Origin of the sequence: Donghicola eburneus, assembly GCF_900115865.1 — a bacterium.
GTDB lineage: Bacteria > Pseudomonadota > Alphaproteobacteria > Rhodobacterales > Rhodobacteraceae > Donghicola > Donghicola eburneus.
Genome location: NZ_FOXY01000001.1, coordinates 516,055 through 541,231, shown reverse-complemented (window position 1 = coordinate 541,231; position 25,177 = coordinate 516,055). Strand labels below are relative to the sequence as shown.

Genomic DNA, 25,177 nt, shown 5'->3' with positions numbered 1-25,177 from the left:
TCAATCCGGGGCGATCAGAATACTTCCGATCACCTTCAGCCCGTCGCCACTGCGCTCGGCCAGCAGCACCTCGCCAGAGCGCGTGCTTTGACCCGTCAGCGCTGAAATGTTCACCTGATGCGACACCAGCATGAGCTTGCCATTCAGCTCGTCGATCAGCGCGAGCGCTTCTTTGGTCTGCGCTTCCCTACCCGAAAAGTCGCGGAAAAAGGAATTGAGCGCCTGCGCATCCTCGACTGGGCCCACGTCCAACAATGTCGCTGTCTCGCGAGTCCGGCACCATTGACTGGTCAGGACGCGATCAAAGGCAATCCCGCGCTCTCGAAGCTCTGCTCCGGTTGTCCGCGCTTGCTCACGGCCCCGATCATCAAGGTTCCTTTGGGTGCTGCAATCGCCGATCTGGAACGGCTCGGGGTCGCCAACGCCGGGCGCCAAAGCGTGGCGCATGATCGCGATCGTGCCCTCTTGGCGCAGAACGTCCCAGTCATTGGCAACCGCAAGAGATGGCAGGAACAGCAGTGCAAAGAGCAACCGTTTCATAGTGCCTCCAGACATGGAAAAGGCCCGGCGTTTATCGCGCGGGCCCAATCGAATTTAGCTCATCTGGGCACCTAGGAAACTGGTGAAGGCCTCCCAGCTCTCGGTGTCTGCACGCTCTTGATAGCGATCAGAGCCGAAAACGGTAAAGGCGTGGGGCGCCTTGGAATAGACTTCGATGGTATATGTGCCGCCCGCGGCCTCCATCTCTTCGGCGAACGTGGCGACATCGGACATTGTAATTGAGGTGTCAGCGCCGCCATGTAAAATTAGGACGGGCGGCTCGTCACCGTCCCAAGATTGCCCTTCGGGCGTTCCAAGGCCGCCATGGAATGTCGCATATCCTGCTGCCGTATCTGCCATGTCACTGCGCGCCATTTCCAAGGTCACGGCGCCGCCAAAACAGTAGCCTGCGACGACCATCTGATCTGTACTCGAGCGCTCCGTCGCTTGGGCGATTCCCGCTTCGATCAAGGCGCGCATGCGCGCGCGGTCCTGATAAAGAGCGCCTGTCGCGGCGCGTCGATGATCCATTGTCTCCGTCGGGGTCTCGTCCCCAAACATATCCAACGCGAAAGCGTTGTAGCCCATCTCTGCCAGCATATCGGCGCGCTGGCGCTCGTAGTCGGTCATGCCGTCCCAGTCATGTACAATAAGGACGAGCCCCTTGGGATCTTCAGCCTCGGCCCAGTATCCGGTGAAGCTTTCACCATCCACCTCATAGGCAACATCTTCTGCAAGCGCGGGGGCGGCCAACACGGTGGCTGCCAGGAACGTAGATACGAAACGCATAGATCCTCCAGTCTTTGGGTGTCGCGGCCCCTTTTTGCGTGGGCCATGCGTTTGGAGATGGCGCAAAGGACGTAAGAGGCAAGGCGTAACGCTGACCTCGTTCGTAGCCATAGCGTCCTGCGTCCTGACCGGTTTGCCCGAAATGATGGCAAGCGGGGCTTGTTTGCAGGGTCTGAGCACCCCCTGCGATCGCGGAAAACGAAACTTCTGGTGTGACCACAGGTGTCCCATGCGTTGATCATTATGCGAGATCGTCACAGAATCTTTCTGCCCCAGATATCGCGAGATGCACCACCACAAAGCCGCAATAGCCCCACAATGACACTGCGACTACTGCAACAAAGCGTCAGTCTGGCATTAAACTCGATCGACTTATTTGCTCGAAAACGAGCGCACAGGGACATGCAACCTTTGATTGTGCTTCAATATTACATTTTTACGATAACTTTGAGGCGGGATTGTACGGTTTCTCTCGGGCATCGCGCGTGCGCCCTTGCCGCACCTAGAACGCATTACATTCGGATGAAGCAAATTTAAGCGGCCACAGCACGGTCAATTTATTCAAATTTCGATGATATTCGAATCGGACCGGCCCAAAAAACGGATCACTCTCAGATATTGGAATCATCAGCTTTTAGATGAATATATTGGCGAAATAATAGCATTATGACAGTATAGCTTACGATACATACTTCGCATCCGCACTCAAATCATAGCAATACTCATTAGACTGCATAGGTTAATCAACAAAGTTTTGCATATTTGTCAAATTATACCTGCAATTTACGCCGATCACTAATAATGCAACGCACCCCAATCTGTAGTCGAAATAAACAAAAACAAAATGTATAAATATGCAATTTGGACAATTGCGAATTCTATCAAAATTAAATAACTATGAATTGTCCGACTGAAGCTCGTTAGCGCGAGTGGAAAGGCTGGATAAATTTTGGAATAGATTCTTTACCTAAATTTAGGAAGGCTACGAAATGAGCATCTCTTTGAATCTCGGCCTCGGCGACCAAGAACTTGCCGTCACTGAAAGCGTGTCGCTCGTCATCAATGGCGAAGGTGGTGACGACACCATCTCGACCGCTGGCGGCGACGACTTTGTCAAAGGTGGCACTGGCGACGACTCCATCAAAGGCGGCACCGGCGACGACACGCTCGTTGGCGGCGAAGGCAACGACACCCTGAGCGGTGGCGACGGCGACGACAAGCTGGTTGGTGGCCTCGGCAACGACCGTATCGCTGGCGGCAACGGCAACGACATCATCTATGGTGGCGGCGGCAACAACATCCTGTTTGGCGGCGCAGACTCTGACACCTTTGTCTTCGGTGACGAAACCGACGGCAACAGCAAGGTCAAAGACTTCACCATCGACGAGGACGTCATCCGTCTTGAAGATGGTGTGACCGTTGCAGACATCACCGAAACCAGCAAAGGCGCGGTGATGGAACTGGACAACGGCTCGACCGTCCTGTTCGAAGGCCTGACCGCCGCAGAACTGGCCGCAGAAGTCGACTGGGTCATGTAATCGCCATCTCGCGATAAAAATTTCAGGGGCCGCCCTTCGTGGTTGGCCCTTGGGTCTTATTAAATCTCGCTCTGGGATCTTGCCCATTCCGGCTTTCATCCTTCGTGTCTCTGGAGCGAGCCACTCAGATTTTCAACTGCGGTCTTGGGACCACGGTGCACGGATTAGATGCGGGCCAATTTCGGGCCCGATGTGAACTGTGCCCAAGATCTTTTTACTGGCGTCAGTATGCACCATGGCCTCTCAGCATCATTCACTGGCTTACCGACCTGAAATTGATGGGCTGCGCGCGATCGCGGTGCTCTCGGTCATCGTGTACCACCTGAAAATACCTATCGGCGGTGGAAGCTTGCTGCCTGGCGGATTTCTCGGTGTCGATTTATTCTTCGTGCTGTCGGGCTTCTTGATCACGCAAATCCTGATCCGAGAATTCGAGAGCACAGGGCGTATCAGTATCGCAGATTTCTATTGGCGCCGCGCCAAGCGCATTCTGCCGCCGTTGCTTCTCGTGATGCTGGCGTCTCTGCCGGCAGCGTGGATGATCCTGCTCCCGAGCGAGCTAGATCGTTTCGCCCTTTCTTTGCTGAGCGCCCTCGGATTTGTCAGCAATTTCTTCTGGTTCTTTGAACTGAGCGAATATGGCGCTCAATCTGGACTGCTCCAGCCGTTTCTGCATACATGGAGCCTCGCGATCGAAGAGCAGTTTTATCTGATCTTCCCCCCGCTTCTGATCATCCTCTTTAAGTTCGGGACAGTCCGAACTGTTTTCTGGGTGGTGTCTGTCGGTTTGGTCCTAAGCCTTGTTGCGGCAGAGGGCCTCACGCGCTTCCATCCTGCATTTTCGTTCTATGCTCCCACCAGCCGAGCGTGGGAAATGCTCGCTGGTGCACTTTTGGCGATCCTCAGGCTAAAGAGACCAGAAGCGCTCATTGGCGGGGTGATAGAACGGGTCGCGCCACCTCTCGCATTTATGGTCTTTGGCGTCTCCATCGCGACGTTGCATCTGAGTAAAATCTCTCATCCGGGTTTCGTTACTCTGCCTGTGGTTATCGCAACCTGCGCGCTTCTCTGGTTTTTGACGCCTCATCAACCACTCACCCGTCTACTTTCAAGTAAACCGATGGTCGAGATTGGTAAGCTTTCGTACTCCCTATACCTCTGGCATTTTCCGATCTTTGCTTTCGGACGCCTCAGCACAGTCGGCTCTCCCACGCTTTCAGAGATGGGTATTTGGGTCGCAGCCACATACGGGGCGTCCTATCTGGGCTATCGTTTCATCGAACGTCCCTTCCGCTTCTCGATGCCACCTATGCGCTTTGCTACGATTTGCGGGGCCGCTCTTCTCCCGATCATCGGGGGCGCGGCATTGGTCACGAGTGGCACGCTGCAACAAACCTCGAAAATGCAGTCTCTCGCCGAGCTTTATGGTGAAAATGAAATCGACAACAAGATGTTGGCACAGGCGAGTTGGTCGTTGCTGGACGCGCTATCTCCTGACGAGGATATCGGGTCTTGGAATGCACTGCGGCCGTCGCAGCACGAATTGAATGACCTTTGGTTTAGCGATGCGCCTACTCGAAAGGTCCTTCTGATCGGGGATTCTCATTCCAAAGACGTCTACAACGCTCTGACCCTCAACGCAGATCTTTTTCCTGACATCGAAGTCGCGCGGTTCAACATTCACCGGAAATCGGTGCCAGAAGGGCTCGAACAGCTCAGGAATACGCCTAATTTTTCCAAATCGGACACGATTGTTATCGCATCGCGTTATTACCGCGAATACGCGACATCATTAGAGCGCATGTTGTCGACACTTGTACCGACAGGCAAGAAGATCATCATTCTAGGCCCAAGTGCTGAATTCGAGGCCGGTGGATCGCAACCTTTATTTGATTGGTTCATTCAGAAGTCTACTGGATCAAGTCCGATACACACGTTGAATCGGATCGCACCAAAGTACGAGCGCCCAAGCAGCAAATCTCTTGAAGAAAGAATTCGCCTAGTTTCAAAAAATGCCAATGTGCAATTCCTATCAAGACGTGATTTAATATGCCCAACATTGAAAGAATGCACGTTGGTGACGCCCAAAGGGCTGAAGACCATGTATGACGACACCCACTGGACGCTACAGGGCGCGCAACTCTTTGGACAGCGTGCCGCCGAGGCTGGCTGGTTCAGCGAACGCCTCGCAATACGAGATTGAAACAGCAGATTTAACGAGCACCAAGGAATTTTCATGGCACGCAATGCCCCCTTCACCGAACGACTGACCCGGCGACTGGCGATCCTTCGGGGCCGGAGCCGTCGCAGCCTGCCCGGCGCGGCGCCAAACCACAAAAGTGTCTTTGTTCACATGCCAAAATGTGGGGGTACTTCTCTATCCGAGGCAATGTATGCCACAGTTCCGTTCAATGAACGGATTGGGGTGATCGACGCAGTTTCCACCCGCTCGGCGGCTGCCATGATGCATTTTGATCAAAACGATCGTTTCCTGTGCCATGAAGATCTAGAGCATGGGCAGCACACATTTGACCTGCGCGAGGCGATGATGCTGCAGCATATGGCTTGGGGGACGATGCTCATCCACGGCCATGTCTTCTGGTCTGACAAGGCGCAGACGCACTTTGGCAATTCCTACAAATATGTGACGCTGCTGCGGGATCCGGTGGCACGGATGGTCTCCAATTTCCGGATGACTCAGCGAGCGGGGATCGTCGGCGAAGACGTTGATGAATATCTGGAAAGCCCCGTCGCCAGAAGACACGCTCAGGTGTATCTGCGCTACCTGTCGGGCCGAAACGACATCGATCCCGCCGGCACAGACCGTATGGTCGCTATGGCCAAGGAGCGACTGGCAGGCTTCGCGCTGGTCGGTTTTCTGGACGATACGGAGAGCTTCTTCGCAAACTACAAAAAGATCTTTGGCGTCCCGCTCAAGATGGCACGTTTGAATTCTGCACCGGACAAGAAACCACCCTATAGCGACAGTCAGATGGCGAAGTTCAAAGAGCTGTGCTCGCCAGATTTGGAAATCTACGATTTCGCCAAAGAGCTACGCGCGTCGAAGCCCAGAACAACCGCGAGCGCTGTTCGCAACGCCACGGCGCCACAGTCCTCATGACCCAGTTTCTGGATATCAGTCCGGCACCCATGCCCATGCAACAGATCACGACGCCATTCTGGGCGCTGGTGGATGTTGGGCTGCTGTTCGCTGTTATGTTGGTGAGTTCCGATGCACTGATTTACTTGGGGTTTGGCCAGTCCTTGATTTGGCTGCTGTGTTACGCGCTCACCTTGCTGCGCGTCCTTATGAACTGGCCACTCGTTTTTGAGATGTTGATGCGGAACAAGGTGCTCTTCGCCTACCCGTTGACGTGTCTGGCTTCTGTTGTGTGGTCCCAAGCACCGGCAGAGACGATGGTTTCAGCGTTTCAGCTGACCATAACATTCCTGATCGCCTCTTATCTGGGATGGCGCTACTCGCTTGATGTGATTGTCAAAGCGGTCGTCGTTGTGCTCAGCATCACAGTCGCGCTGTCTCTGCTGCACTGGGCCAGCGGCGTCTTTCCATGGAAAGTGTATAGCAATGCAGGCGGACTGGTTGGAATCTATTCCCACAAGAACATGCTTGGCCAAAGAGCGCTGTTCTGTGCGCTGGCGATCACTGCAACACTGTTGATGGCGCGATGGCAGACTTCCCTTCCCTTTAAAGCGGCAGCGTTTCTCAGTCTTGGGGGCACGGTGCTAGCGCTCGCTCTCTCTCGGTCCATGACGTCTGTGCTGTTGTTGCCTCCGATGGTCGCCCTGTTCATCATCCTGAGCCGCAGACATATCCCGTCCCAATTATTTACGGCGCTGGCGATCCTGTCTGGGCTTGCGATTGCGCTCGTGCCTGCCGCGTTGGTTATGGCGGGGATTGATCCTGTTCAGACCGTGCTCGACAGTGTTGGCAAAGATGCAACGCTTACGGGACGGACCCAATTGTGGTCGGTCGCGGCTGATGTTAGTCAAGAGCATCCAATCTTTGGGGTGGGCTATTCCGCGTTCTGGGCCGCGCCAGAGTTTGCGTATGAGAGGCTGTTAACCCAGCACGCGGGCGCAACGACCAGCGTGTCATTTCACAACTTTATAATGGAAATTCTGGTTGGCTGTGGTTGGCTCGGTGTCCTATCGATCCTCGCTATCCTGCTCACCAGCTGGAGCAGGCTTCGGATCTATCTGGCGCGCTATCAGTCCGTCTCGGCCGCTCTTGGACTGACTATTTTAGCAGCCGTAGTAATCACCTCTTTGCTCGGGCCGTCCTTCTACCGCGGGCACGAATTCATGATCGTTTTGATCATCGCGATTACCGTGTCCGCCCAAGAAGACATGCGTCAGTACAAGAAGCACTTCTACCCGCGCTTTCCGGTGCAGGCCAGCGGACGGCGCGACCCACTAAAACCAATAGAAACTGACCCAATAACATCCACGTCGCACTCTTATTAGGGAGGCATCAAATCATGCGCTTTTTCATGCTCACATCGGCTCTTGTTGCCATCTCTTTCGGTGCTAGCGCGCAAGCAGAGCCCTACAGGTTGGCCGTCGGTGATCAACTCTCTTTGCAATACGACCTGATCGAAAGCCCCCGCACCTCAACCATCGATCTGGACGGCAACCTGCGTTTACCAGAGCTCGGGAGCATTCCTGCCCAAGGCTGGACGCTCGATGAAATGGAGCAGGAAATTTCGGGTCAAATGCTGGATGCAGGGTTTAGCGGCATCCCGACAGTGTCGGTCGAGATCATAGAGTACGCTCCCGTGATCATCGCAGGTCTGGCAGAAAAAGGCGGCGCGTATGATTTCGTGCCCGGTATGACAGTCGGGGTCGCGCTCGCGATGGCGGGCGGTAGCGATACACTGCATCGTAGTGGCGACGGACTCGAGGTCGCCTCAATGGCGGCGCGGCGCAGGTCGATGGAGCATGCGGACCAGATCGCTGCGAACATCCTGCTGATGGCACGGCTCAATGCCTTTCTTTCAGAAGATGACCAGCCTGCGACCCTGACGAACGAAATGCGCGACGCCATCCCGAACCTAACAGACGCCGACATCGAGCAGCGGCTCGAAGGAGAGAACATCATCTTGACCAGCAAACGGCAAAGCGATGCCGCGTTGATGCAGTCATGGGACCAAGAGATCGCAGAGGGTGGCAAGCAGATCGAGCTCTTGGATCAGCGCATCGCCCTCAAGGGCGAGATCATCGCGCAACTGACCAGTGAATTGGACAACACCAACGCGCTTCAGCAGAAAGGCCTGAGTACCAATTCCCGCGCGCTCGAAGCATGGCGCCGGCTGGCAGAAGAACGCGAAGATCTGCTCGCGCTCGAGAATGCGAAATTGACGGCGCGGCGCGCGATCGGGATGGCAGAGCGGACGCGGCTGAACCATCTGTCAGAGCAGCGCCAGACCGCTTTGGTCCAACTGCAAAACGCCAAAAGCCGTTTGGCGAGTGCGCAGCAGAACTACCTGCTTTCGTTGAACGAAATCGCACTTCTGACTGGCGGCCTTGATAGCTTGTCGGGCGTCACGGGTGGTGCGAGCCTTGTGTTCGAAATTCGGGGGCCGCGCGCCGAGAGTTTTGCGCCGCAGGTCGTCACGATCAACACCGAACTCATGCCTGGCGATATCCTGGTGGTATCTGCAGACCTTGCGGGCTGAAACGAAAAAACCGGCGCGATCAAGCGCCGGATCATCAAAGTTACAAGACCATCTGCAGATGTCAGGTTAAACAGACCAATTCGCGAATTGATGCCCTGTCATCGCGCGAAACCGTGCGGTTTCCGCGGAAAGTTCGCTCTTCATCGTTGCCAACAAATCCGCAGGGAATTCGGGCGCGCGACGCTCTTTGCCACGTGCGAGCAGACCGCGCACTTTGTCCCGTGCGTTACGCGGAACCATCGCGGCCATCCGCTGCCCGCTGCGTGTCTGGGCAAAGCGGAGGATCGGCGCGGGAATGCGTGACAGCTCCACGCTGTCGTTTTGCTTGCCTTTGCGGAAAATCGCGTGACGCGCGATCCCGATGTGGTCGGTGATTTGATCCATGCACTTTTGCGGTGTCGTCGCCAGGTCATCGAAATCCAGAACCAGAATAGATTCTTTGGGATAAACAGCGAGATAAGCATCCATTTGCGAGGCATATTTGCTCGCGTCCATGATGTGCTCGTACTCGTGGCTCCCGTAAAAGGTCTGAATTTCCGGATTGAGTGTGCCTTGAATAAAGCTGTGCTTGAACTGGGACACCGCACGCAACACCGGATCGCGGACGATGTAGATGAGCTTCAGTTCGGGACATAACGCATGCATGCGCTCTGCGACGCCGGGAAAGTCGCGCTGTTTGGTGTAGTTCGGGCTCGCCTCTCCGCGCACCTTCTTATCAGAGGAGAACTGGCTGGAGTACCAATCCATCCCGAGTTCCCAATTCTTCTCCGCGACAAAGAAGTCTGTTTCCTTTTCTCGGGACATCTCGATGTCGGGATGTTCGGCCAGATAGCGATAGAGGCTGGTCGTCCCCGACTTCATGGCACCGATGATGATAAAATGAGGCAGTCTTTTGAGTGTGTTGGACATAAGAGTCTCTTAAATCTGAGCTTTTACAATAGGAGAGGCACGCCGCTTAAAATACGAAAGCAAAGGCTTTTCGACGGCCCTGTGAACAAAGACCCCCACCACACTCACCAGGAGGAGAATGAGCCCGAGCATCGGCAAAGGATGCAAGATGTGGTGGAGGCCTGATCGCGCGATAAACACCGCAGCGATGGTCATGGTTGGCATGTGAACGAGGTAGATCGCGTAGGACGCATCCCCCAGCAGGGTCAGCCAGCGCGGTGCGGGCAGCCCGCCGTTCGCGAGACCGATAATGATAAATGCCGAAGCCACACCATAGGGGATCGGCATCCAAGCTTCGGGAAACGGCGCGTCGTTGAGGCTTTCGAAAGCTCCGAGACTGGCAAAGGCGAGCGCCCCGCCCCAGAAGCAGATGCGCGCCATGCTCTGTGGCACGCGGCGGACAACCGCACCAACGGCAACACCGAATAGAAACAGTATATTGTGTGATTTAAAGATAAAGTCCACGGGATACGCGGTATCGACGCCGGAGACCAGCACAGCAAGGCAACCAAAGACCCAAACCGCACTCAACGCAATGCCAAGGCGGAGGTTGATCATGAGAGTAGCAAAGATCAGATAGAACAGCATCTCGTGCTGCAGGGTCCACGCCACCCGCATAATCGGACCGTTGTCCGGCTGTGGAAACAACAGATATGAAGCCAAGATCGCGATCGGATCCTGCGCATGTTGCGGCCCGCTGCCAGGTGACAGGACATAGAGAAGCAGTAGGACCGTGAGAATGATCCAGTAGATTGGGTAAATACGCAAAATGCGCTTTGACAGGAAAGTGCCCACTTTGTCCGGATGTCCAAGGTCACGGCCATGGACAAACATCATGATAAATCCAGACAAAACAAAGAAGAACTCGACCCCTGCATAGCCAAAGCCGAATATCGCTCCTGCGCCTTGGCCATCATAAAACTTGGCGGGCAAGAGAAAGACGTTGGCGTGGAACACAGCGACCATAAGCGCCGCCACCGCGCGCCCGCATTGCAATCCGTCAAGCTTTGTTGGCTGCATCTTACCCTCCATATAGCTCTGGTTGACGCACCCCCAAGCACCCCGCGCAAACGCCCGCGTGCATGGTTGCGCGCATCATCCAGAACGCTTTTTTGACTGGGTTACGCAGATTTGGCACGGTGCGGAGATAGCAGTAGGCTGACTTCACCGCCGCCAAGCTGAAGAGTTGTGCCCGACGCATCGGCGACTGCGCAGAGGCCGCATAGCTCTGCCCCATGCGGAAACGGCGACTGAGGAGCCAATGCAACGAGAGGCGCGCTGGCGGTACGTCTTCGCGGACAATGGCATCTGTGGCAATCGCGTAGACCGCCCCCATACGCCAAAGACGGAAAAAGAACTCGGTATCCTCACCGCCAGACTTGCCCCGCGTGATGTCAAAGCGCTGCGATTGCCAAGGGGTGGCGCGCCAACGCAGCAGACCGTTGCAGGTGTGGCCTGTTTGAACAATCCCATCACGCGGCGCTGCGAACTGCGAATGAAAGTCGCCCTCGCGGACCCATGCGGGCGCATCTTTGCCATAGTTGGCATAACTCGGACCAAAGACGCCATCTGCTCCAGTCTCAACCTGCCGAGCGATGAGATTGGTCAGCCAATCTGGATCAACCACCTCGTCGTCGTCCAGAAATGCAATCCAGTCCGCGCTTGCGCGGTCCAGCGCTGCGTTGCGCGCGATCGAGATATTCGCACCCGCCACGTGATGGTAAGAGATCGGCAATTGAATCGCTTTTGCCGCCTCGGCAACGCGCTCTGATGCGCTGGGTGTCACATCGTTATCAATGACGATAATGTTCACGGCCGCACCGTCTGGGATCGTTGCCGCCCCAACTGAAAGCAGCGTGTCGCGGATATGAGCGCGTCGGTAGGTACAGATGCAAACGTCGATCTTCATACCCAGCGCCTCACGTTCCGCAACATGTAGACAAGGAACCCCGCCCCCCAGCATTGGTGCATAATGAACAGCGCCGGCGCCGCCATCAGGGCGCATTTACAGCGATGCTTTGCCGCCAGAAATAACGCTGTTCCAGCGAGGATCAGCACGTATGAGACGGGCAGAAGGATGAGCATTGGGAACGTCGTCGCGAGAAGAATGCTGAACAAATTCACCAGAAAAATTACCGGCGGCACCATTTGGCGCAGACGCGGCTGAATCTTGTGATGAAGGATCGTCTGCGCCCTGCCCGTGCCGTAGTTCCAATATTGCTTGGCCAGTTTCATCGCCGTGGCCCGCATGATGTAATCAAGTCGGATCGTGGCATCGAGCCAGATCTTCCCGCCGATCATTCCCAGCCGGTAGTCGAGCTCCGCGTCCTCGTTCGCAATGAAAGTGGTGTCATACCCGCCGGTCTGGCGCCAGAAGTCCAAACGAAACCCTGCATGATGTCCGTGATCGACATAGCCAGACTTATGCCCGCCCCTGTGGCTGGAACCGCCAGTCCCCAGTATCGTCTCCATGGCCCATGCGGAACCACGCTGAAAGCAATTGTCGCCGACAGAATCCATGACGGTCGCGACCGCCGCGGCATCGTGAACCATGAGTGTCTTAGCGACGCGCAAGACATAGCCGCGCGGGTACTTGGCATGAGCGTCGACCCGGACAAGGTACTCGTGATGCGCTTCGGCGCATGTTTCGACCACCCGATTTATTGCTGCGGCTTGGATTCTGTCGGGGTTATGGATGAGTTCTAGATTGGGGTAACGCTCGGCCAATCGGGTCACGATTTCACAGGTGCGGTCTGTGCTCCCCCCGTCCGCGACCACGATCTTAACACTCAGCATGGCGACGTCGTTATCCAATAGCTCGTGCAAGGTGTTAGCGATATGCGCCTCTTCGTTAAAAGTTGGGATAGCGACCAAAACCGAACGCGGATCAAGCGCATTCGCCGTGTAAAAGGATTGGCTTAAGGCGTTCATGAGATTGATCCTTTTTTCTGGCTGCACAGTTGCCTCACAACGGTTTCAATCTCTTCGTAGGATTGGACAAAATCGGTTTCGGGACGATCGAGCAGCGCTTGGCCCTTGGCCTGAATTGCTGAAGGCGAAAGGGTGCTGAGGAGTTCCGCCAAGGCTCTGCCGTCACCCGATGGGATCACCCAGCCCAAGTCATCAGCCTCGATCCGGCGCCCAGTTTCGGTGTCAGCCAGAGCGATGCTGGGGCACCCTGCCCAACTGGCTTCGTAAATCCGGTTGGGGAGGAGCCAGTCAGAGTTATTCCCCCGCTGCCACAGATCCTGCGCCCACACGACATCGCAGTCCTCGTAGACGCGGGTCAGATCATCTGGATACGCGTAACCGCCACAAAACGTCATCGAGGGGCGCGCCGCGACGACGTCATCAAAATCCGGAAGCGCATGGCGATGGACGACACCGTGAATCCGGATTTCGACCTTGGGTCCAAGCCTGTCCGCGAGGTCGGCCAAGATATGCAAGCTTGGCGCACAGCGAATAGTGCCGACCCACCCGATCCGGAGCGGTCGATCCACCAATGGTCGCTGCGTCGGCCGCGCAGGCAAATGGCACCCAGCCGCCAGCTTGTTTTCCCACAGCGCCGTTGGACCAACATAGTTCTGGATCGGCGCAAAATATTCTCTGACAAAGCCCGGAGACGACACCACCAGCAACTGAACGTGTCGCAGCAGAAACCGTTCGGCTGCACGCATGAGCCGGCTCTTTAGATCGTTTCTGCAAAGCGCCCCATTGATATCCAGACATTCGTAGACAATGGGCGTTCGCGGAGCCCCAGCAATCAGACGCGCGGCGCAGGCGATCGCCAGCATGTCCAGATTGCGCGCAATGATCATATCCGCCGTCGCGAGGCTCTTGCGGTATCGCCGCATTTTCCAGATGGATTTCGCGACAACTGCTACACGCTTTTGTAGGTTCTCGTTCTCGGTCATAAACAGGTGCGTGTTCGGCCAATCGGGCTCGAACGCCTTGTTCATGTTCTCACGCCGCATGGTAAAGCTGTGCACTTGGTGACCCAGCGCAGCCAGCGCTCTGATCCGGCGAATTTGTGAGATTTCAGCCACATCAAAGCCAAAGACTTCTATTCGCTTGGGGGCTTGGAGTGTGGGGCTATCACTTCTCATAGGCTTGCTTTCCTTTAGAGAATGAGACGAGTTTTCCGAGAGAGCGCTGCATCGGCGTTTCAACACGCTCGAATATCCAGACACCGATGACGCAGGTCATGGCGAGATACACAGCGATGAACACGAAACCGCTTTGTGACCCATGAAGCGCCGGCAGCATCGACCAGACACGTTCTGCGGGGGCCAATAAAATCACGTGGAAGAGGTAGATGGCGTAGCTCGCGTCACCAAGCTGCTCTAGGCGCGGCATAGCGGGGATTGCCGTACCAAGCCCTACCACGCCAGACAAGACCAGCGCCGCAGGAATGCCAAAGAACAAAGCTCTGCTCCAGTGGTCATTCTCAGCAACGTCGGGCCCGTAGATCGCGAACAAGGACACGCCAAGTCCAATCATCAGCACATTGCGCAGCGGTCCGCCCTGAGCACGGAACCAAAGTTCTGCCACCAGACACCCAGCCGCAAACTCCAGCAGCATCGGGCTAGTGTACGCTTGCGCTAAAGCCGAACTCGGGAACGTCACCATCCCCAAGGAAACAAGACCCATCATCACAGATACGATCCCGAGGAGCCTCTGACGTTCTGGCAGAATAAGCATCGAAGCGAAGACCAGATAAAAGAACATCTCATAGTTCAGCGTCCAACCGGGAATGAGCACAGGCCAAATCCGCTCGGGAAATGTTGGGTTGAAATGCGGTATGAACGTCAGCGATTGGATCACGTGCTCTGGCGTGATCGAAATCCATCCAGCGCCAGTCGCTTGGACCATCAAAAGCCAAACCAACGTTGCCCCCCAGTACATCGGTGCGATCCGAAGGACGCGGCGCATCAGGAACGTGGCGGGATCTTGCTGTGAGCCTCTGCCAATGAACCAAATGATGAAACCGCTGATCACAAAAAACAAATCCACGCCCGCGTGCCCCAGCTGGAAAAGCGGCAACGCCGCTTCAGGCAGCTGATCCTCGACCCGCTTGCTGGCATGAAGGCCCACAACCGCCAGCGCCGCCAATGCGCGCAGGTATTGAATGGAATGAAGTTTCATCATCGTCTCAATCGGTTCAAAATTGGCGTGTCGGGTCTCTGGGCCCCATGAACGGTTCAGAGGTAGTAGCTTTCGTGGCGGCTGGTGGCGTCGTAGGCCTTGAGGCGCACTTGGGTGAACACGATGCCCATTATCTTGGACTTGGCATCGCCTGCCTTGCGGAGGGCGGACTTCACTTCTGGCCGCTGTGTGCCCCCCCATTTGACGACGAAGACGAGGCTCGAGCACAGACCAGACAGGAATGTCGTCTCTGCAACCCCGTGGAACGGAGGCAAGTCCGCGACCACGTAGTCGTACTTGGTCTGCAGGTGCGCCAGTGCTTCGGCCAAAGCATCGCTATGCTGCGGACCAAGGCTGGAAATCTGGTCAAAATTGCCAATCAGGGTCAGGCTCGGGGTGTCAGGCACCGGCTCGAGCCGCGCAGCCGTCTGCTCTGCGTTTTGTAACAACATGGACAGGCTGTTCGTTTCCGGCACGGCAGGGTTCAGCAGATGCGTTGCCTCGGACGACATGACGTCGAGATCCACAAAAACAGTGCGCTCGCCTTGGCTTGCCAGATAGGTCGCAAGGTTCAGCGCAGTGCTGGTCTTGCCCTCGTTTTTGACAGACGAAGTGACACCAACAACCATCCCTTGCCGCGTCTGAGAAGCTTTGCGCCGCAGCATCGTCAGGTTGAAGTGGATCGCCCGCATGGTTTGCGCGAAAATCGACGTTGGATGGGATGCAGCAAAGTCAAACCACATGGCACTGCGGTCCATCTGCGACAGCGCGCCGCCACGAGACCGCAATGCTTTCCACTTGGTCGACAGCGCATTCCGGCGGAAGCTACGATCAGAGCCGAAGCGCGGCGAAATGCCAAGAAAGTCGAGCCCCAACTCCTGAGAGATGTCTTGTTTGTTGCGGTAGCTGTTGTCCCAAGCCTCGAGCACAACGATCAAACCGACAGCCAGAACCAAGCCACTGAAGATTGCGATTGCGACGATCTGCTTGGACCGGGGGGCCGACTTGCTGTCCGGCGGCACGGCCCACGCAATCACCCGTGCCGAAGTCGCGTCAAAGCTAACCAACTGCGAGGCGCTGTTGTATTGCTCGAGCAGACGCTCGTAGAGTTCGCGCTTGGCGTTGGCTTCGCGCTCTAGGCCTCGCAATTCCACGGTCTTCTGCGAGTCATCCCCGTAATCAGCGCTAAGCCCTTCGATCAGGGTTTCGGTCGCAGCGATCTGGCGGTGCAAGGACGCACTTCTCGCTTCGAGCCGTTCTTTCACTTGGCCGTATTCTTCTAGGATCAGCGTTTCTTGCTGCTCAATCCGGTTGCGCAAGTTGATCGCTGCCGCAGACTCTTCGTCGCGGTTCAGCAGAACGATCCGCTCTTGCTGCAGCAGTTCCACATAGATCGCTTCGAATTCCTCGAGCGCTTTGGTGCGGTCTTCGGGCTGGACCTGGACAGCGTCCAACTGCCCTGCAGCGATCTGTTCGCCAAGTTGCTCGATCTGGACGTCAAGCGCCAGCGCCTGCGTGCTCAGGCGGACCTGCTCGTCAATCGCAGCATTTAGCGCAACCTCGATCGGCAGAAGCGATCCTTCGGGGCTCAGCAAATTGTTCTCTTGGCGGAAGACAGAGACTGCGTTTTCCGCCTCCTCCACGTCTTTGCCAAGTTCTTCGATACGGCCAGCCAGCCACTGCTGGTTCCGCTCAACCCCTGCGATGTTCTGCTCGCGCGATAACTCAAGGTATTCGGTGATCAGCGTATTCACCGCCAAAGGCGCAAATTCCAGATCGGGTGAGGTATAGGAAATGTCGATGATATAGCTGTCGCCTGATCGGCGGATCTCAAGGCCGCGGACAAACTCGGTCCTCAGCACTTCGAGTTTGCGCTGGCGGACCAGCTCATCAGACAATCCCTCTGGATCCGCGTCTGCTTCGGAACCGCGCAGGCCCGCCATCAGACCTCTGACCAGATCCATCAAACCAAAACCAGAGCTTTCCTCGCTGTCTGCTTCCACCTCTTCCAGGCCGAGCGCACTGACAACACGGGCAGTGACCTCGCGAGAACCCAGGATGCGAAGCTCGGAATCCACGGTCAGTCCGTCAGAGGTCAGAAGCCCCGGCGCCAAACCTTCGTTTTGACCAGGGTTCAGCCCGGTTCGTGGGTCAATCAGGATCGACGCATTCGCCGTGTACTGCGGCGTTGCACGCGCCACGTAGATCACAGCCAAAGCAGCCGCAACGAAAACGAATACCGCAATCAGGTGCCATCTACGGAACAGCTTTTGCTGCATATTCCGAAGCACGTCGCCTAGATCAACTTCGGGCATGAAACGATCTCGCTCCGTCATATCAAAGCGCACGGCACTCTCTCCACGAAATAGGGACACAAACGAATTGTGTAATTAATTATTACGAAATTGACTTCAGAGGCATTTAACCATCCGATTCCCAATCAATGTACCTAAATGATATTTGTAGGCAATTGAATAAATGCAGTTGGAATTGCAAATTGGTTAATACAGCCCCGAAGATCGACCAAAATCCACATTCAGAAGATTAAATAAACGCAAGGAGTCGATTGATCGATTATTAACGCAAAACACTTAAAGCAGAAGTGTCGATCCCTGCGGATCGATTTGACATTAAACACAAAAGGTATTGTTGAATTGTGTAGGCTAGACTTGCACCAATGATTGCACCGATGGCGCCACCGCCCCAGCCCCCCAAGAGTGTCGCCAAGAACAACAGTATTGCGCCAAAACCCGCGACCACGAAGACGTATCGCTGATGCCCGCTTACATTCAGAACAATTTGCGCTGGCCCAAACAGGCCATCCGCTAGCGGGATGATCGCTGCGGCCAACAATGCCATGTGAGCCGCAAGGTATTCTTCTCCAAACAGTCCCAAGACCCAATCGCCGAGAACGATCACCCCTATGGCACCAGACATCAAAACGCCGAGCTTGAGCTTGGCAGAGGCGCCAACCAATTCGGTAACACGCTGGGTATTCTTGGCCTGCAGGGCTCTGGATAATTGCGGGCTCAAAGAGATATCGACCGCCTTGATCGCAAAGTACAGCAGGCTCATGATCGACAGCGCGAGGGCAACCTGACCAACTTCCGTAGCGTTCAAAACAAGCCCCGCACTCGCGACGATCACGTGTTTCAGGTTGTCACGCAGCAAAAGCAAGGGCGCCATCGCCAAGCCGGTCTCGAGCCACTTGCGTTGGTCAGCATAATTTGGAGCGGCACCTTGGGCGAACCGGAAGGTTTGACGAAGTAGGTAGGCCTGCATGCCCGCTGTCACAACAAAAGCAGCCAAGATAAGGCAGATCAATTGCAGAGCAGTTGGTTGCGCACCACTCAGCCAAACGATCCCTACAAGACAGAAAATTGTTGCCGGCCGTGCAAGCATGATCGGCAATCCGCCCCGCAAGACTTGGCCCAAAGCTGTTGCGTGACGACCGTACACGCGGGTCAGAGCAACGATTGGCGCGGCGATCAACGCGACCCCAAATATTTGCACGACCTCTTGAGACGCATCGAGAACATCTGCCCAACACAGCAGTGCGAAAGCAACAAGTGACAGACCACTGAATGCACCAATCAGCAGACGATTATATTGAACAAAGCCAGTCGCAAGGCTTCGATTTCCAGCATCAATGTATCCAACAAGGAAACGAATAGATCCGGATTCAACATTCAGAGACAGAACAATAGACAAGAGCATCGCCCAAGAGAACCCGGCCATGACGACACCAAATTCCGCTGCGGGCACCAATCTTGCTATCAGAACGGTATATCCTAATGTCAGTATATTGCCAAATACCCGCGCCCCAAGCAAAGACGCAGCTTTCTTAAATATCTCTCGAAATGGAGAACGGGGCGCAGCGCCCGCCGAAGTATCCGCCTGCATGATGCAATCCACGATGCCGTATATTTGCCAATTAATAGCTTCTTAATGACAGAGCCTTTGCTATAATGCTAGTGAAATGACAATAGTCCGCATTTATCAATATCGCGGCAGAGTTGTATTTGCAATTTTCAATGTATCGATTTGGACGTCAGACAATGCATTTCGCCGTACATTTCCCGAAACATCTCCGCCTTTGGGCGACAATCATTTCGATAGGGGTAACGGGTGCGCCAGGTCATTCGGGGCCAGACCTATCGAACACGATTCTTATTTTGGAAGAACGGTTTGAACAGGGGCTGAACCGATTTGACGGCGTGAAAGGACTGTGGAGCACCCTACCCCGAAATGGACGGCTCATGACCAACGCAGCCGAAGCGGTATTTCTGGATCATGGCGTTCTTGAGGGAGATGCCGATGACGCGCTGCCTGTTCTTCACGCGCCAACGAAGGACGGACTCCACCTTCGGTCTGCGCGTTTACCTGCCGTGACCCAAGAGGCTGTGCACGATTACATGCACCGCACCGGCCAAGGAAAACAAGCGCAGCGCGTGCGCTATGCGAGCGCCGAGATCACAACGTCGCAAACGTGGGCGCAGACATATGGGTATTTCGAGATTGTCGCGCGGTTTCCACGGGGCAAAGGCCGATGGCCAGCTTTTTGGTTAACCCACGCCGGACTTGGCTGGCCGCCAGAGATCGATGTCGTCGAAGCGTATGGCGCGGGTCTCGATCAGCCGACGCCCAAAGACAACACTTTCAACACCGCCGTGTTCTTTGATGCACGGGATCGGAACATGGAAGAGACCCACGAGGTCAACATCACGAACCCCTTTGCCGAGCAGCTGAAAAACGCCGTCCCTAAGTCAAAAGAGCGCGGCAACACGACTGTCTATAATTTCTGGCGGCTGGTTGACGCGCAAGGCGAGTTCAAAGCGAATATCTACGATGACTTTCATACGTATGCGGTCATGTGGTCGCCAGAGAGCATCGTCTTTTACTTCGGCAAGGACCGCGACAGCCTAAGGGAAGTTTACCGGACACCAACGCCCGATGACGTGCACGATCCCATGTTTTTGATCGCGAATGACCAGTTTACGGCGCGCGGGGGCTTCTGGTCCCCGCGCCCGAACGCGATTGACCGTGTTCTCGATCCTCAAAACGCTTTCGTCGTGCAAAGCGTCGTGGTGCGCGCCTTGAGTCCTGAAACCAAAATCTCTTTGGCGGACGGGGCCTCTGCTTTCGATCATCGTAGCACCGAGGTGTTCGACACGCTGGGTGACGATTATATCGCGCCAGGTGATGGCTTTGATGTGGTTCACCTAACTGGTGGGCGCGACCAGATTGGACTGACCCGAAGTCGCTTTAACAAGGTGATTTCGGGTTTTGGGCCCGATGATATTGTGACGCTAGAGGGATATCCCTTTGCCTCCTCAGCGAGTGCGATGAAGCGTCTGACTCAGGTAGGTCCCGACGTTTGGCTGCCGACAGGTGCGGACCCTGGTGATCCGCATACCGTTATTTTCAAAGAGACGACCGTAGAAGCGTTCTCTCCTCATCAGTTTGACGTCAAATGGCCGGTGCCTTTGGACCATTGGCGGGTGAATGCCCTGAAACCCAGCGCTGCGCTCAGCGATACCGACGACGATGGCGTATTAAACAGCGATGGCCCAGAGGCGTGGTACACAGACGATGGCGCACCGGTTAGGATGGTTGGGACGGCTGGCTCCGACCGCTATTTTGTCACGCACCCTGAAACCGTGATCGACGAACCCGTAGACGGCGGCGTTGACGAAATCATCTCGCGCATCGACATGGTGGTCCCTGCGAACATTGAACGCGCGATCGCACAGGCCCAAGGCATCACGCTCACCGCGCGACCAGAAGGAAGCAGGCTCGAGACGACGGTAAAGAACGTCACACTAGAAGGCAGCGTGGGAAATGACTTATTTGTCCTTCCTCAAGACCTAGCGAATGTGAGGGTCAGAATTGATCTGCCCAGCGCGCAAGATCAGCTGCGTGGCTTTGGGCCGAACCACAGCCTGTTGTTTTCGGACGCGCTCAACGCGACCCGAGCGGACTGGCGGTTCCGCGACGTCCCCGAGGGGACTCAGATTATTTTTTCGGACGAGGACAGCCTGCTCGTCGAGGGGATCGGTCAGGAAGCGCTGCGCCAAATGATTGGGCTCAGTTAGTGATGACGACCACCACACGACATTTAAAAGCAAAGATTTTTTGGAGACACGGATGAACGATACACGGGCAACCTTCGTGGGGATCGGGGCGCAGAAATGCGCGTCGACCTGGCTATATGGGGTGCTGCAACAGAGCCCCGATGTGCAGGTGAGCGAAGACAAGGAGGTCGATTTCTTTAGCTATTATTTCGACCGCGGCTACGAGTGGTACGATCGTCATTTTGCGTGTGACAGCCCCAGCATCGCGCGCGGTGAAATCTCGCCTTCATATTTCATCCACCCAGATGCGCCCGCACGGGCGTATGCCTACAACCCCAAAATAACTGTCTTTGTCACCTTGCGGGATCCTGTCGCGCGGTGCTTTTCCAACCATTTGCATGAGGTTCGCAAAGGGCATGTCTCTGGCAAGAATACCGTCTTTGAAACCGCACTCGACAACAATCCGCTTTACCGCGATCAGGGTCGTTACGCGCATCACCTTAAGCGATGGTACGATGTCTTTCCCGCAGACCAGATCCACGTGCTGTTTCAAGAAGACATCCATATCGACCGCGCTGCCATGGCGCGGCAGGTCACGGATGCGTTGGGCCTGAGGCCCTTGGACGACTTCTTGGATCTGCGCGCGAACGAGAGCGTGCGCTACAAGAATGCCACTGTTGGAGAGACCCTGTGGAAGTTCGGAAATTTCGCGCGAAAAAACGGCATGGGAAGAATTGTTGAAACGGCCAAAGGCGTACCTCCGATCAAACAACTCCGCGCGTCAAACCGCCAGTCGATCCGCGATGTGGTGGCGCCTATGACCGCGGACACAGAGCGCTATCTAACCGACTACTATGCCCGTGATGTCGAGAAGCTGGAGCGTTTAATCGGCCGCCAAACTCCGTGGCGCCGTTTTGCCGCCCTCGCAGACGTGACTACGGCGTAAACAGACGACTCTGCCCAGTAGTGCACCGGGCAGAGTTTCATTAATCACATCAAAAAAGATAGGCCTCGGTTTGATCCGCAAGCATTTCAACCGTCAGATCACTGGCGACGAAGTCTGTGATCTTGGCCAGCCGTGTTGTTTCGCCATTGATATCGACTTCAAGGAAGATATTGCCGTTCTGATGCTCGAAGACGTCAAAGCTTAGGATGTCGCCAGCGGTCAGCCCGATAATATTGAAGCGATCTCCTTCGGACTGATCGAAGCCCTGAATGAAATCCAAATCATCCGTCTGCGTCACATCCAGAATGTACAAATCCGCACCTTCACCTCCGGTCAGAACATCACGGCCTTCGCCGCCATACAGGGTGTCATCGCCTTTTTGACCGACGAGTTTGTCGTTACCATCATCGCCATACAGTAGGTCATGACGCGTACCGCCACTGACAACGTCGTTACCTGCGCCCCCCGACATGATATCGTTGCCGCCGCCGCCGACCAGCTTGTCGTCGCCCTCGCCGCCGTCAATCCAGTCGCGGTTGCCGTTGCCCTTGATCATGTCGTCTCCGGCACCGCCATTCATCGTGTCCCGAGCGCCATTCCCGAGCAAGGTATCATCGCCCGCGCCACCATCCAGAAAATCGGCGTCCCGACTGGCCCTGAGAGTGTCTTTACCAGCCCCGCCGTACAGTGAGTCGTAGCCAACACCGCCAGTCAGCGTGTCATTGCCGCCCTCACCGTACATCCGGTCGCCATCTTCGAAGCCGCTGTCTGTCAGTACGTCTGCGCCCTTCCAGCCGTAGAGCATATCTACGCCATCCCCGCCGTCGATCGTATCGTCGCCATTCATACCGACCAGCGTATCATCTCCGCCTTCGCCAAGGATGGTGTCGTCATGAACCGAACCGGAGCTGACATTCGCCTCGTCGTCGCCGCGCAGATAGAGCGCGCCAGTCATGTCCCAAACAGTCCCATCTGCAAAGACCACTTGCTCGATATACGAGCCGACATCGTGCCCCCCGAGTCCGGGTGTGACCTTGACCGAAAAGTACTCGGGACCATCCGCACCATCAACCACGATATGCCAACGCGCCCAATCGATGTAGCTGCGGACATCATCTGGCCTTAGATCTGCAAAAACGATCTGGTCGATGCCTTCGCCCGCGGTCTCAATGATCAGCTCGGCTGATGGGGCATCTCCACCGTCACCCGCGCGCAGAATGTAGGTATCGTCCCCTGCGCCGCCAACCAGCGTGTCCGCCCCTTGGCCCCCATCAAGGGTGTCGTCTCCAGATTCGCCAATTAGGTAATCCGCACCACCAAAAGCGACGATTTTGTCATGTCCTGCCAGTCCGTTAAATACCGTACCTTGATGGTTGCCGGTCAAGACATTTGCGTCTGCGGTGCCGACCAGAGTGCTCTGGCCGTCCACAGTCAGCGTCAGGTCGGGCTCTCCTTGAGAAGCGCGCACGACGTCATCGCCATACAAATCAGTCTCACCAAATTCGCTGGTATAAAGGATGCCATTCTCCAGATCGCCGTAAGCGCTCATGTCGGTATTGGCCGCTTGTTCTGCCAGTTCAGGAATGTCCCAAACTCTTACGTAATCAACGTCGAACGAGGCCCCATCTGGTGTCGTTTCGTCGGGGTCGCCGTCCCATCCGCCCAAAGCTAGGTTTAGGTGCAACGAATGAGGTTTGTGCATGCTCGCTGGCGTAGGTGTTTCGAGCATGACCTTTCCATCAAAGGTGTAGACCAGCTTTTCCGGTGTCCAGAGAACCCCATAGGTGTGAAACGACTCGCTGGTATCTGGGACAAGCCACGAATCCGCCATCGTGACCTTATCCCCCCAGAGTTCCCCGTGGGTCGCTGCACGATACACATTGGGCAAGCTCCCAAGCGCCTCAAGAACGTCAGACTCCGGGGGCCAAGTGTAGTCAGACGGCACAAACCAGAAGGCCGGCCAAAGCCCTTGCCCCGCAGGCGTTTTGGCGCGGACCTCGAAATATCCGTAGGTTTGTTCAAAGGTTCCGTGGGTCTCCAGGCTTCCTGAGAGCCATTCCTCCTCGATCTGATCCTGCAGGGCTTCGGGCGTCCGTGTCGCAGTGATCGACAGAACACCATCCTCGACGCTGAACGGGTTCACGTTGATCGGAGTGCCGTCGCTTGTGGTCGAGTCAGCATCGACATACTGCTGGAACCGGTTCCCACGTGCGATCGCATTGGTCACTGGATGACCGTTCGCAGGTGTCGTCGTCCAGAGGCCACTGGTCAACGATGCCTCGCTATCAAAGTTATCCTCGAACACGATCTCAGCATTCTCGAAACGCGCGGGATCCAGCGTTTCAACCAGAACGTCCGCTTCAGAGAAGCTATCCGAAGTGACCCCTTCTAGCAGAACCGATTGCTCGGCAGAAAAGGTAAACAAAAGCCCGTCCGTCGTGTCTGAGGCCAACGCTATCAAGTCCGAGAACTGATCTACCCCCATATCCCAGAAAGTGAGAATATCCTCACCTACTGCAAAATCCGTGATGATGTCGTGCCCGTCTTCCAAAGAGAACGAGAACTGATCGCGCCCTTCGCCGCCCGTCATGGTATCATCGCCAGCACCACCAGCGATGGCTTGGTCGCCTGCCCCTGCGATGATGCTATTGTCGAGCGCGTTCCCTTGGATCGTGTACCAATTCGACGTCCGTTTGAATTCCAAAGCCTCGACATTGTCGGGCATCACCACATGATCATAGGCCCAGATGACATCATAGCCGCCGTTGAGCTCTTCGATGATTGTCGTATCGCCATTATACAAACGATAGTGATCGTTTCCCGCGCCGCCGATCAGCGTTGTGCCTGCCACGTTATTAAAGATGAAATCATTCCCGCCAAGCGCATCTACAACGACGCCCTCTTCCTCTGCCCTGAGAGTGTCACGCTCGCTGGTTCCGGTAATCAGCATATCAATCCTGTTTCAGATGTTTTAATTTCTTTATTAAAAACAATAAAATGGCACTCTGGCATCAAATCGAAGCGTAACCCTGAGCAGCCACGCATCTAACGCTAGTCTGCACGATTTCAGCCCTAGGGCATGATTTTTGATAAAAGCCTGGGAAATTCAGGTTGCGTCAATCAAAATAAACAATTGAACCGATTCAACGATCAAATCAATTATTAGTATTAATTTGATACAAATAAAAATGAAAGGGCTTGATTGGACGTATTTGCAAAACTGTTCGAAATTCGAATTAAATAACAAATAATACCATCAGAGTGCACAGCATTCTGGCGGGGTGAGGACGTCATTTTTCAAGTGAAGTTCTACACTGACAGCGCAGAAGAGCATGCAACCAACACAGCAGAGCTCAGAGGTAGGGAGGTATGGCGGACAGTGAGGGATTCGAACCCTCGAGACGGTTCCCCGCCTACACACTTTCCAGGCGTGCGCCTTCGACCACTCGGCCAACTGTCCAGTGCGGACCCTTATATCCACACATTCAGCGGCTGCAACAC

18 protein-coding genes and 1 tRNA gene are annotated in these 25,177 nt (G+C 55.4%); 7 read left to right on the top strand and 12 right to left on the bottom strand.

Translation table 11 applies throughout. The annotated features are described in order from the left end of the window. Nucleotides 1–540 (bottom strand): histidine phosphatase family protein, encoded by a 540-nt coding sequence (locus BM225_RS02545; protein WP_072706404.1) that lies wholly within the window; start codon nucleotides 538–540, stop codon nucleotides 1–3. A gap of 54 nt (nucleotides 541–594) precedes the next feature. Then, a complete protein-coding gene (locus BM225_RS02540; RefSeq protein WP_072706403.1) occupies nucleotides 595–1,329 on the bottom strand; it encodes a dienelactone hydrolase family protein in 735 nt (244 codons plus the stop codon). 989 nt (nucleotides 1,330–2,318) lie between these two features. Between BM225_RS02540 and BM225_RS02535 the strand changes: the two genes are divergently transcribed. The 5 genes from BM225_RS02535 to BM225_RS02515 all read left to right on the top strand — a co-directional run bounded on the left by BM225_RS02535 (nucleotide 2,319) and on the right by BM225_RS02515 (nucleotide 8,563). Continuing rightward, on the top strand, nucleotides 2,319–2,867 hold the full coding sequence (locus BM225_RS02535; protein ID WP_072706402.1) for a calcium-binding protein: 549 nt from the start codon (nucleotides 2,319–2,321) through the stop codon (nucleotides 2,865–2,867). 199 nt (nucleotides 2,868–3,066) lie between these two features. Beyond that, nucleotides 3,067–5,070, top strand: a complete 2,004-nt coding sequence (locus tag BM225_RS02530) for an acyltransferase family protein (RefSeq protein ID WP_143095340.1) — start codon at nucleotides 3,067–3,069, stop codon at nucleotides 5,068–5,070. Nucleotides 5,071–5,103: 33 nt separating this feature from the next. Further along, nucleotides 5,104–5,988 carry a sulfotransferase family 2 domain-containing protein gene (locus BM225_RS02525; protein ID WP_072706400.1) on the top strand — a complete coding sequence of 295 codons (885 nt, stop codon included), beginning with the start codon at nucleotides 5,104–5,106 and terminating at the stop codon, nucleotides 5,986–5,988. Further along, nucleotides 5,985–7,352, top strand: a complete 1,368-nt coding sequence (locus tag BM225_RS02520) for an O-antigen ligase family protein (protein WP_072706399.1) — start codon at nucleotides 5,985–5,987, stop codon at nucleotides 7,350–7,352. Before BM225_RS02525 ends, BM225_RS02520 begins: the two co-directional genes overlap by 4 nt. A 14-nt stretch (nucleotides 7,353–7,366) precedes the next feature. Further along, a complete protein-coding gene (locus BM225_RS02515) occupies nucleotides 7,367–8,563 on the top strand; it encodes a polysaccharide biosynthesis/export family protein (protein WP_072706398.1) in 1,197 nt (398 codons plus the stop codon). Nucleotides 8,564–8,629: 66 nt separating this feature from the next. Here the strand turns inward: BM225_RS02515 and BM225_RS02510 are convergent, their stop codons facing one another. The 8 genes from BM225_RS02510 to BM225_RS02475 all read right to left on the bottom strand — a co-directional run bounded on the left by BM225_RS02510 (nucleotide 8,630) and on the right by BM225_RS02475 (nucleotide 18,421). Further along, nucleotides 8,630–9,472, bottom strand: a complete 843-nt coding sequence (locus tag BM225_RS02510; protein WP_072706397.1) for a sulfotransferase family protein — start codon at nucleotides 9,470–9,472, stop codon at nucleotides 8,630–8,632. A 9-nt stretch (nucleotides 9,473–9,481) separates the two neighbouring features. Further along, nucleotides 9,482–10,531 carry an acyltransferase family protein gene (locus BM225_RS02505; RefSeq protein ID WP_072706396.1) on the bottom strand — a complete coding sequence of 350 codons (1,050 nt, stop codon included), beginning with the start codon at nucleotides 10,529–10,531 and terminating at the stop codon, nucleotides 9,482–9,484. 1 nt (nucleotide 10,532) lies between these two features. Further along, nucleotides 10,533–11,420 carry a glycosyltransferase family 2 protein gene (locus tag BM225_RS02500; RefSeq protein ID WP_083595671.1) on the bottom strand — a complete coding sequence of 296 codons (888 nt, stop codon included), beginning with the start codon at nucleotides 11,418–11,420 and terminating at the stop codon, nucleotides 10,533–10,535. Next, the gene (locus BM225_RS02495) at nucleotides 11,417–12,442 is read right to left on the bottom strand and encodes a glycosyltransferase family 2 protein (RefSeq protein WP_072706394.1); all 1,026 of its coding nucleotides are present in this window, start codon (nucleotides 12,440–12,442) and stop codon (nucleotides 11,417–11,419) included. The genes BM225_RS02500 and BM225_RS02495 overlap by 4 nt, the downstream gene beginning before the upstream one ends. Next, the gene (locus BM225_RS02490) at nucleotides 12,439–13,617 is read right to left on the bottom strand and encodes a glycosyltransferase (RefSeq protein WP_072706393.1); all 1,179 of its coding nucleotides are present in this window, start codon (nucleotides 13,615–13,617) and stop codon (nucleotides 12,439–12,441) included. Before BM225_RS02490 ends, BM225_RS02495 begins: the two co-directional genes overlap by 4 nt. Then, nucleotides 13,607–14,656 (bottom strand): acyltransferase family protein, encoded by a 1,050-nt coding sequence (locus BM225_RS02485; protein WP_177218562.1) that lies wholly within the window; start codon nucleotides 14,654–14,656, stop codon nucleotides 13,607–13,609. The genes BM225_RS02490 and BM225_RS02485 overlap by 11 nt, the downstream gene beginning before the upstream one ends. A 56-nt stretch (nucleotides 14,657–14,712) precedes the next feature. Then, the gene (locus BM225_RS02480; protein ID WP_072706391.1) at nucleotides 14,713–16,971 is read right to left on the bottom strand and encodes a GumC family protein; all 2,259 of its coding nucleotides are present in this window, start codon (nucleotides 16,969–16,971) and stop codon (nucleotides 14,713–14,715) included. A 262-nt stretch (nucleotides 16,972–17,233) separates the two neighbouring features. Next, a complete protein-coding gene (locus BM225_RS02475) occupies nucleotides 17,234–18,421 on the bottom strand; it encodes a lipopolysaccharide biosynthesis protein (RefSeq protein WP_072706390.1) in 1,188 nt (395 codons plus the stop codon). Between the two features lie 494 nt (nucleotides 18,422–18,915). On the opposite strand from BM225_RS02475, the gene BM225_RS02470 reads away from it, so the two are divergent. Both BM225_RS02470 and BM225_RS02465 read left to right on the top strand, forming a co-directional pair. Beyond that, a complete protein-coding gene (locus BM225_RS02470) occupies nucleotides 18,916–20,751 on the top strand; it encodes a glycoside hydrolase family 16 protein (protein WP_072706389.1) in 1,836 nt (611 codons plus the stop codon). Nucleotides 20,752–20,803: 52 nt separating this feature from the next. Then, nucleotides 20,804–21,676, top strand: coding sequence for a sulfotransferase family protein (locus BM225_RS02465; protein ID WP_072706388.1), 873 nt, complete (start codon nucleotides 20,804–20,806; stop codon nucleotides 21,674–21,676). A gap of 49 nt (nucleotides 21,677–21,725) precedes the next feature. On the opposite strand, the gene BM225_RS02460 is transcribed toward BM225_RS02465, so the two are convergent. Both BM225_RS02460 and BM225_RS02455 read right to left on the bottom strand, forming a co-directional pair. Then, nucleotides 21,726–24,626, bottom strand: a complete 2,901-nt coding sequence (locus tag BM225_RS02460; RefSeq protein WP_092463755.1) for a family 16 glycosylhydrolase — start codon at nucleotides 24,624–24,626, stop codon at nucleotides 21,726–21,728. 420 nt (nucleotides 24,627–25,046) lie between these two features. Next, nucleotides 25,047–25,136 (bottom strand) — tRNA-Ser (locus BM225_RS02455). Between the last annotated feature and the right edge of the window lie 41 nt (nucleotides 25,137–25,177).

What these genes read in the sequence shown, in the direction of transcription:
- BM225_RS02545 (WP_072706404.1), bottom strand. Translation starts at nt 540, where the DNA reads ATGAAACGGTTGCTCTTTGCACTGCTGTTCCTGCCATCTCTTGCGGTT.
- BM225_RS02540 (WP_072706403.1), bottom strand. Translation starts at nt 1,329, where the DNA reads ATGCGTTTCGTATCTACGTTCCTGGCAGCCACCGTGTTGGCCGCCCCC.
- BM225_RS02535 (WP_072706402.1), top strand. Translation starts at nt 2,319, where the DNA reads ATGAGCATCTCTTTGAATCTCGGCCTCGGCGACCAAGAACTTGCCGTC.
- BM225_RS02525 (WP_072706400.1), top strand. Translation starts at nt 5,104, where the DNA reads ATGGCACGCAATGCCCCCTTCACCGAACGACTGACCCGGCGACTGGCG.
- BM225_RS02520 (WP_072706399.1), top strand. Translation starts at nt 5,985, where the DNA reads ATGACCCAGTTTCTGGATATCAGTCCGGCACCCATGCCCATGCAACAG.
- BM225_RS02515 (WP_072706398.1), top strand. Translation starts at nt 7,367, where the DNA reads ATGCGCTTTTTCATGCTCACATCGGCTCTTGTTGCCATCTCTTTCGGT.
- BM225_RS02510 (WP_072706397.1), bottom strand. Translation starts at nt 9,472, where the DNA reads ATGTCCAACACACTCAAAAGACTGCCTCATTTTATCATCATCGGTGCC.
- BM225_RS02505 (WP_072706396.1), bottom strand. Translation starts at nt 10,531, where the DNA reads ATGCAGCCAACAAAGCTTGACGGATTGCAATGCGGGCGCGCGGTGGCG.
- BM225_RS02500 (WP_083595671.1), bottom strand. Translation starts at nt 11,420, where the DNA reads ATGAAGATCGACGTTTGCATCTGTACCTACCGACGCGCTCATATCCGC.
- BM225_RS02495 (WP_072706394.1), bottom strand. Translation starts at nt 12,442, where the DNA reads ATGAACGCCTTAAGCCAATCCTTTTACACGGCGAATGCGCTTGATCCG.
- BM225_RS02490 (WP_072706393.1), bottom strand. Translation starts at nt 13,617, where the DNA reads ATGAGAAGTGATAGCCCCACACTCCAAGCCCCCAAGCGAATAGAAGTC.
- BM225_RS02485 (WP_177218562.1), bottom strand. Translation starts at nt 14,656, where the DNA reads ATGAAACTTCATTCCATTCAATACCTGCGCGCATTGGCGGCGCTGGCG.
- BM225_RS02480 (WP_072706391.1), bottom strand. Translation starts at nt 16,971, where the DNA reads ATGCCCGAAGTTGATCTAGGCGACGTGCTTCGGAATATGCAGCAAAAG.
- BM225_RS02470 (WP_072706389.1), top strand. Translation starts at nt 18,916, where the DNA reads ATGACCAACGCAGCCGAAGCGGTATTTCTGGATCATGGCGTTCTTGAG.
- BM225_RS02465 (WP_072706388.1), top strand. Translation starts at nt 20,804, where the DNA reads ATGAACGATACACGGGCAACCTTCGTGGGGATCGGGGCGCAGAAATGC.
- BM225_RS02460 (WP_092463755.1), bottom strand. Translation starts at nt 24,626, where the DNA reads ATGCTGATTACCGGAACCAGCGAGCGTGACACTCTCAGGGCAGAGGAA.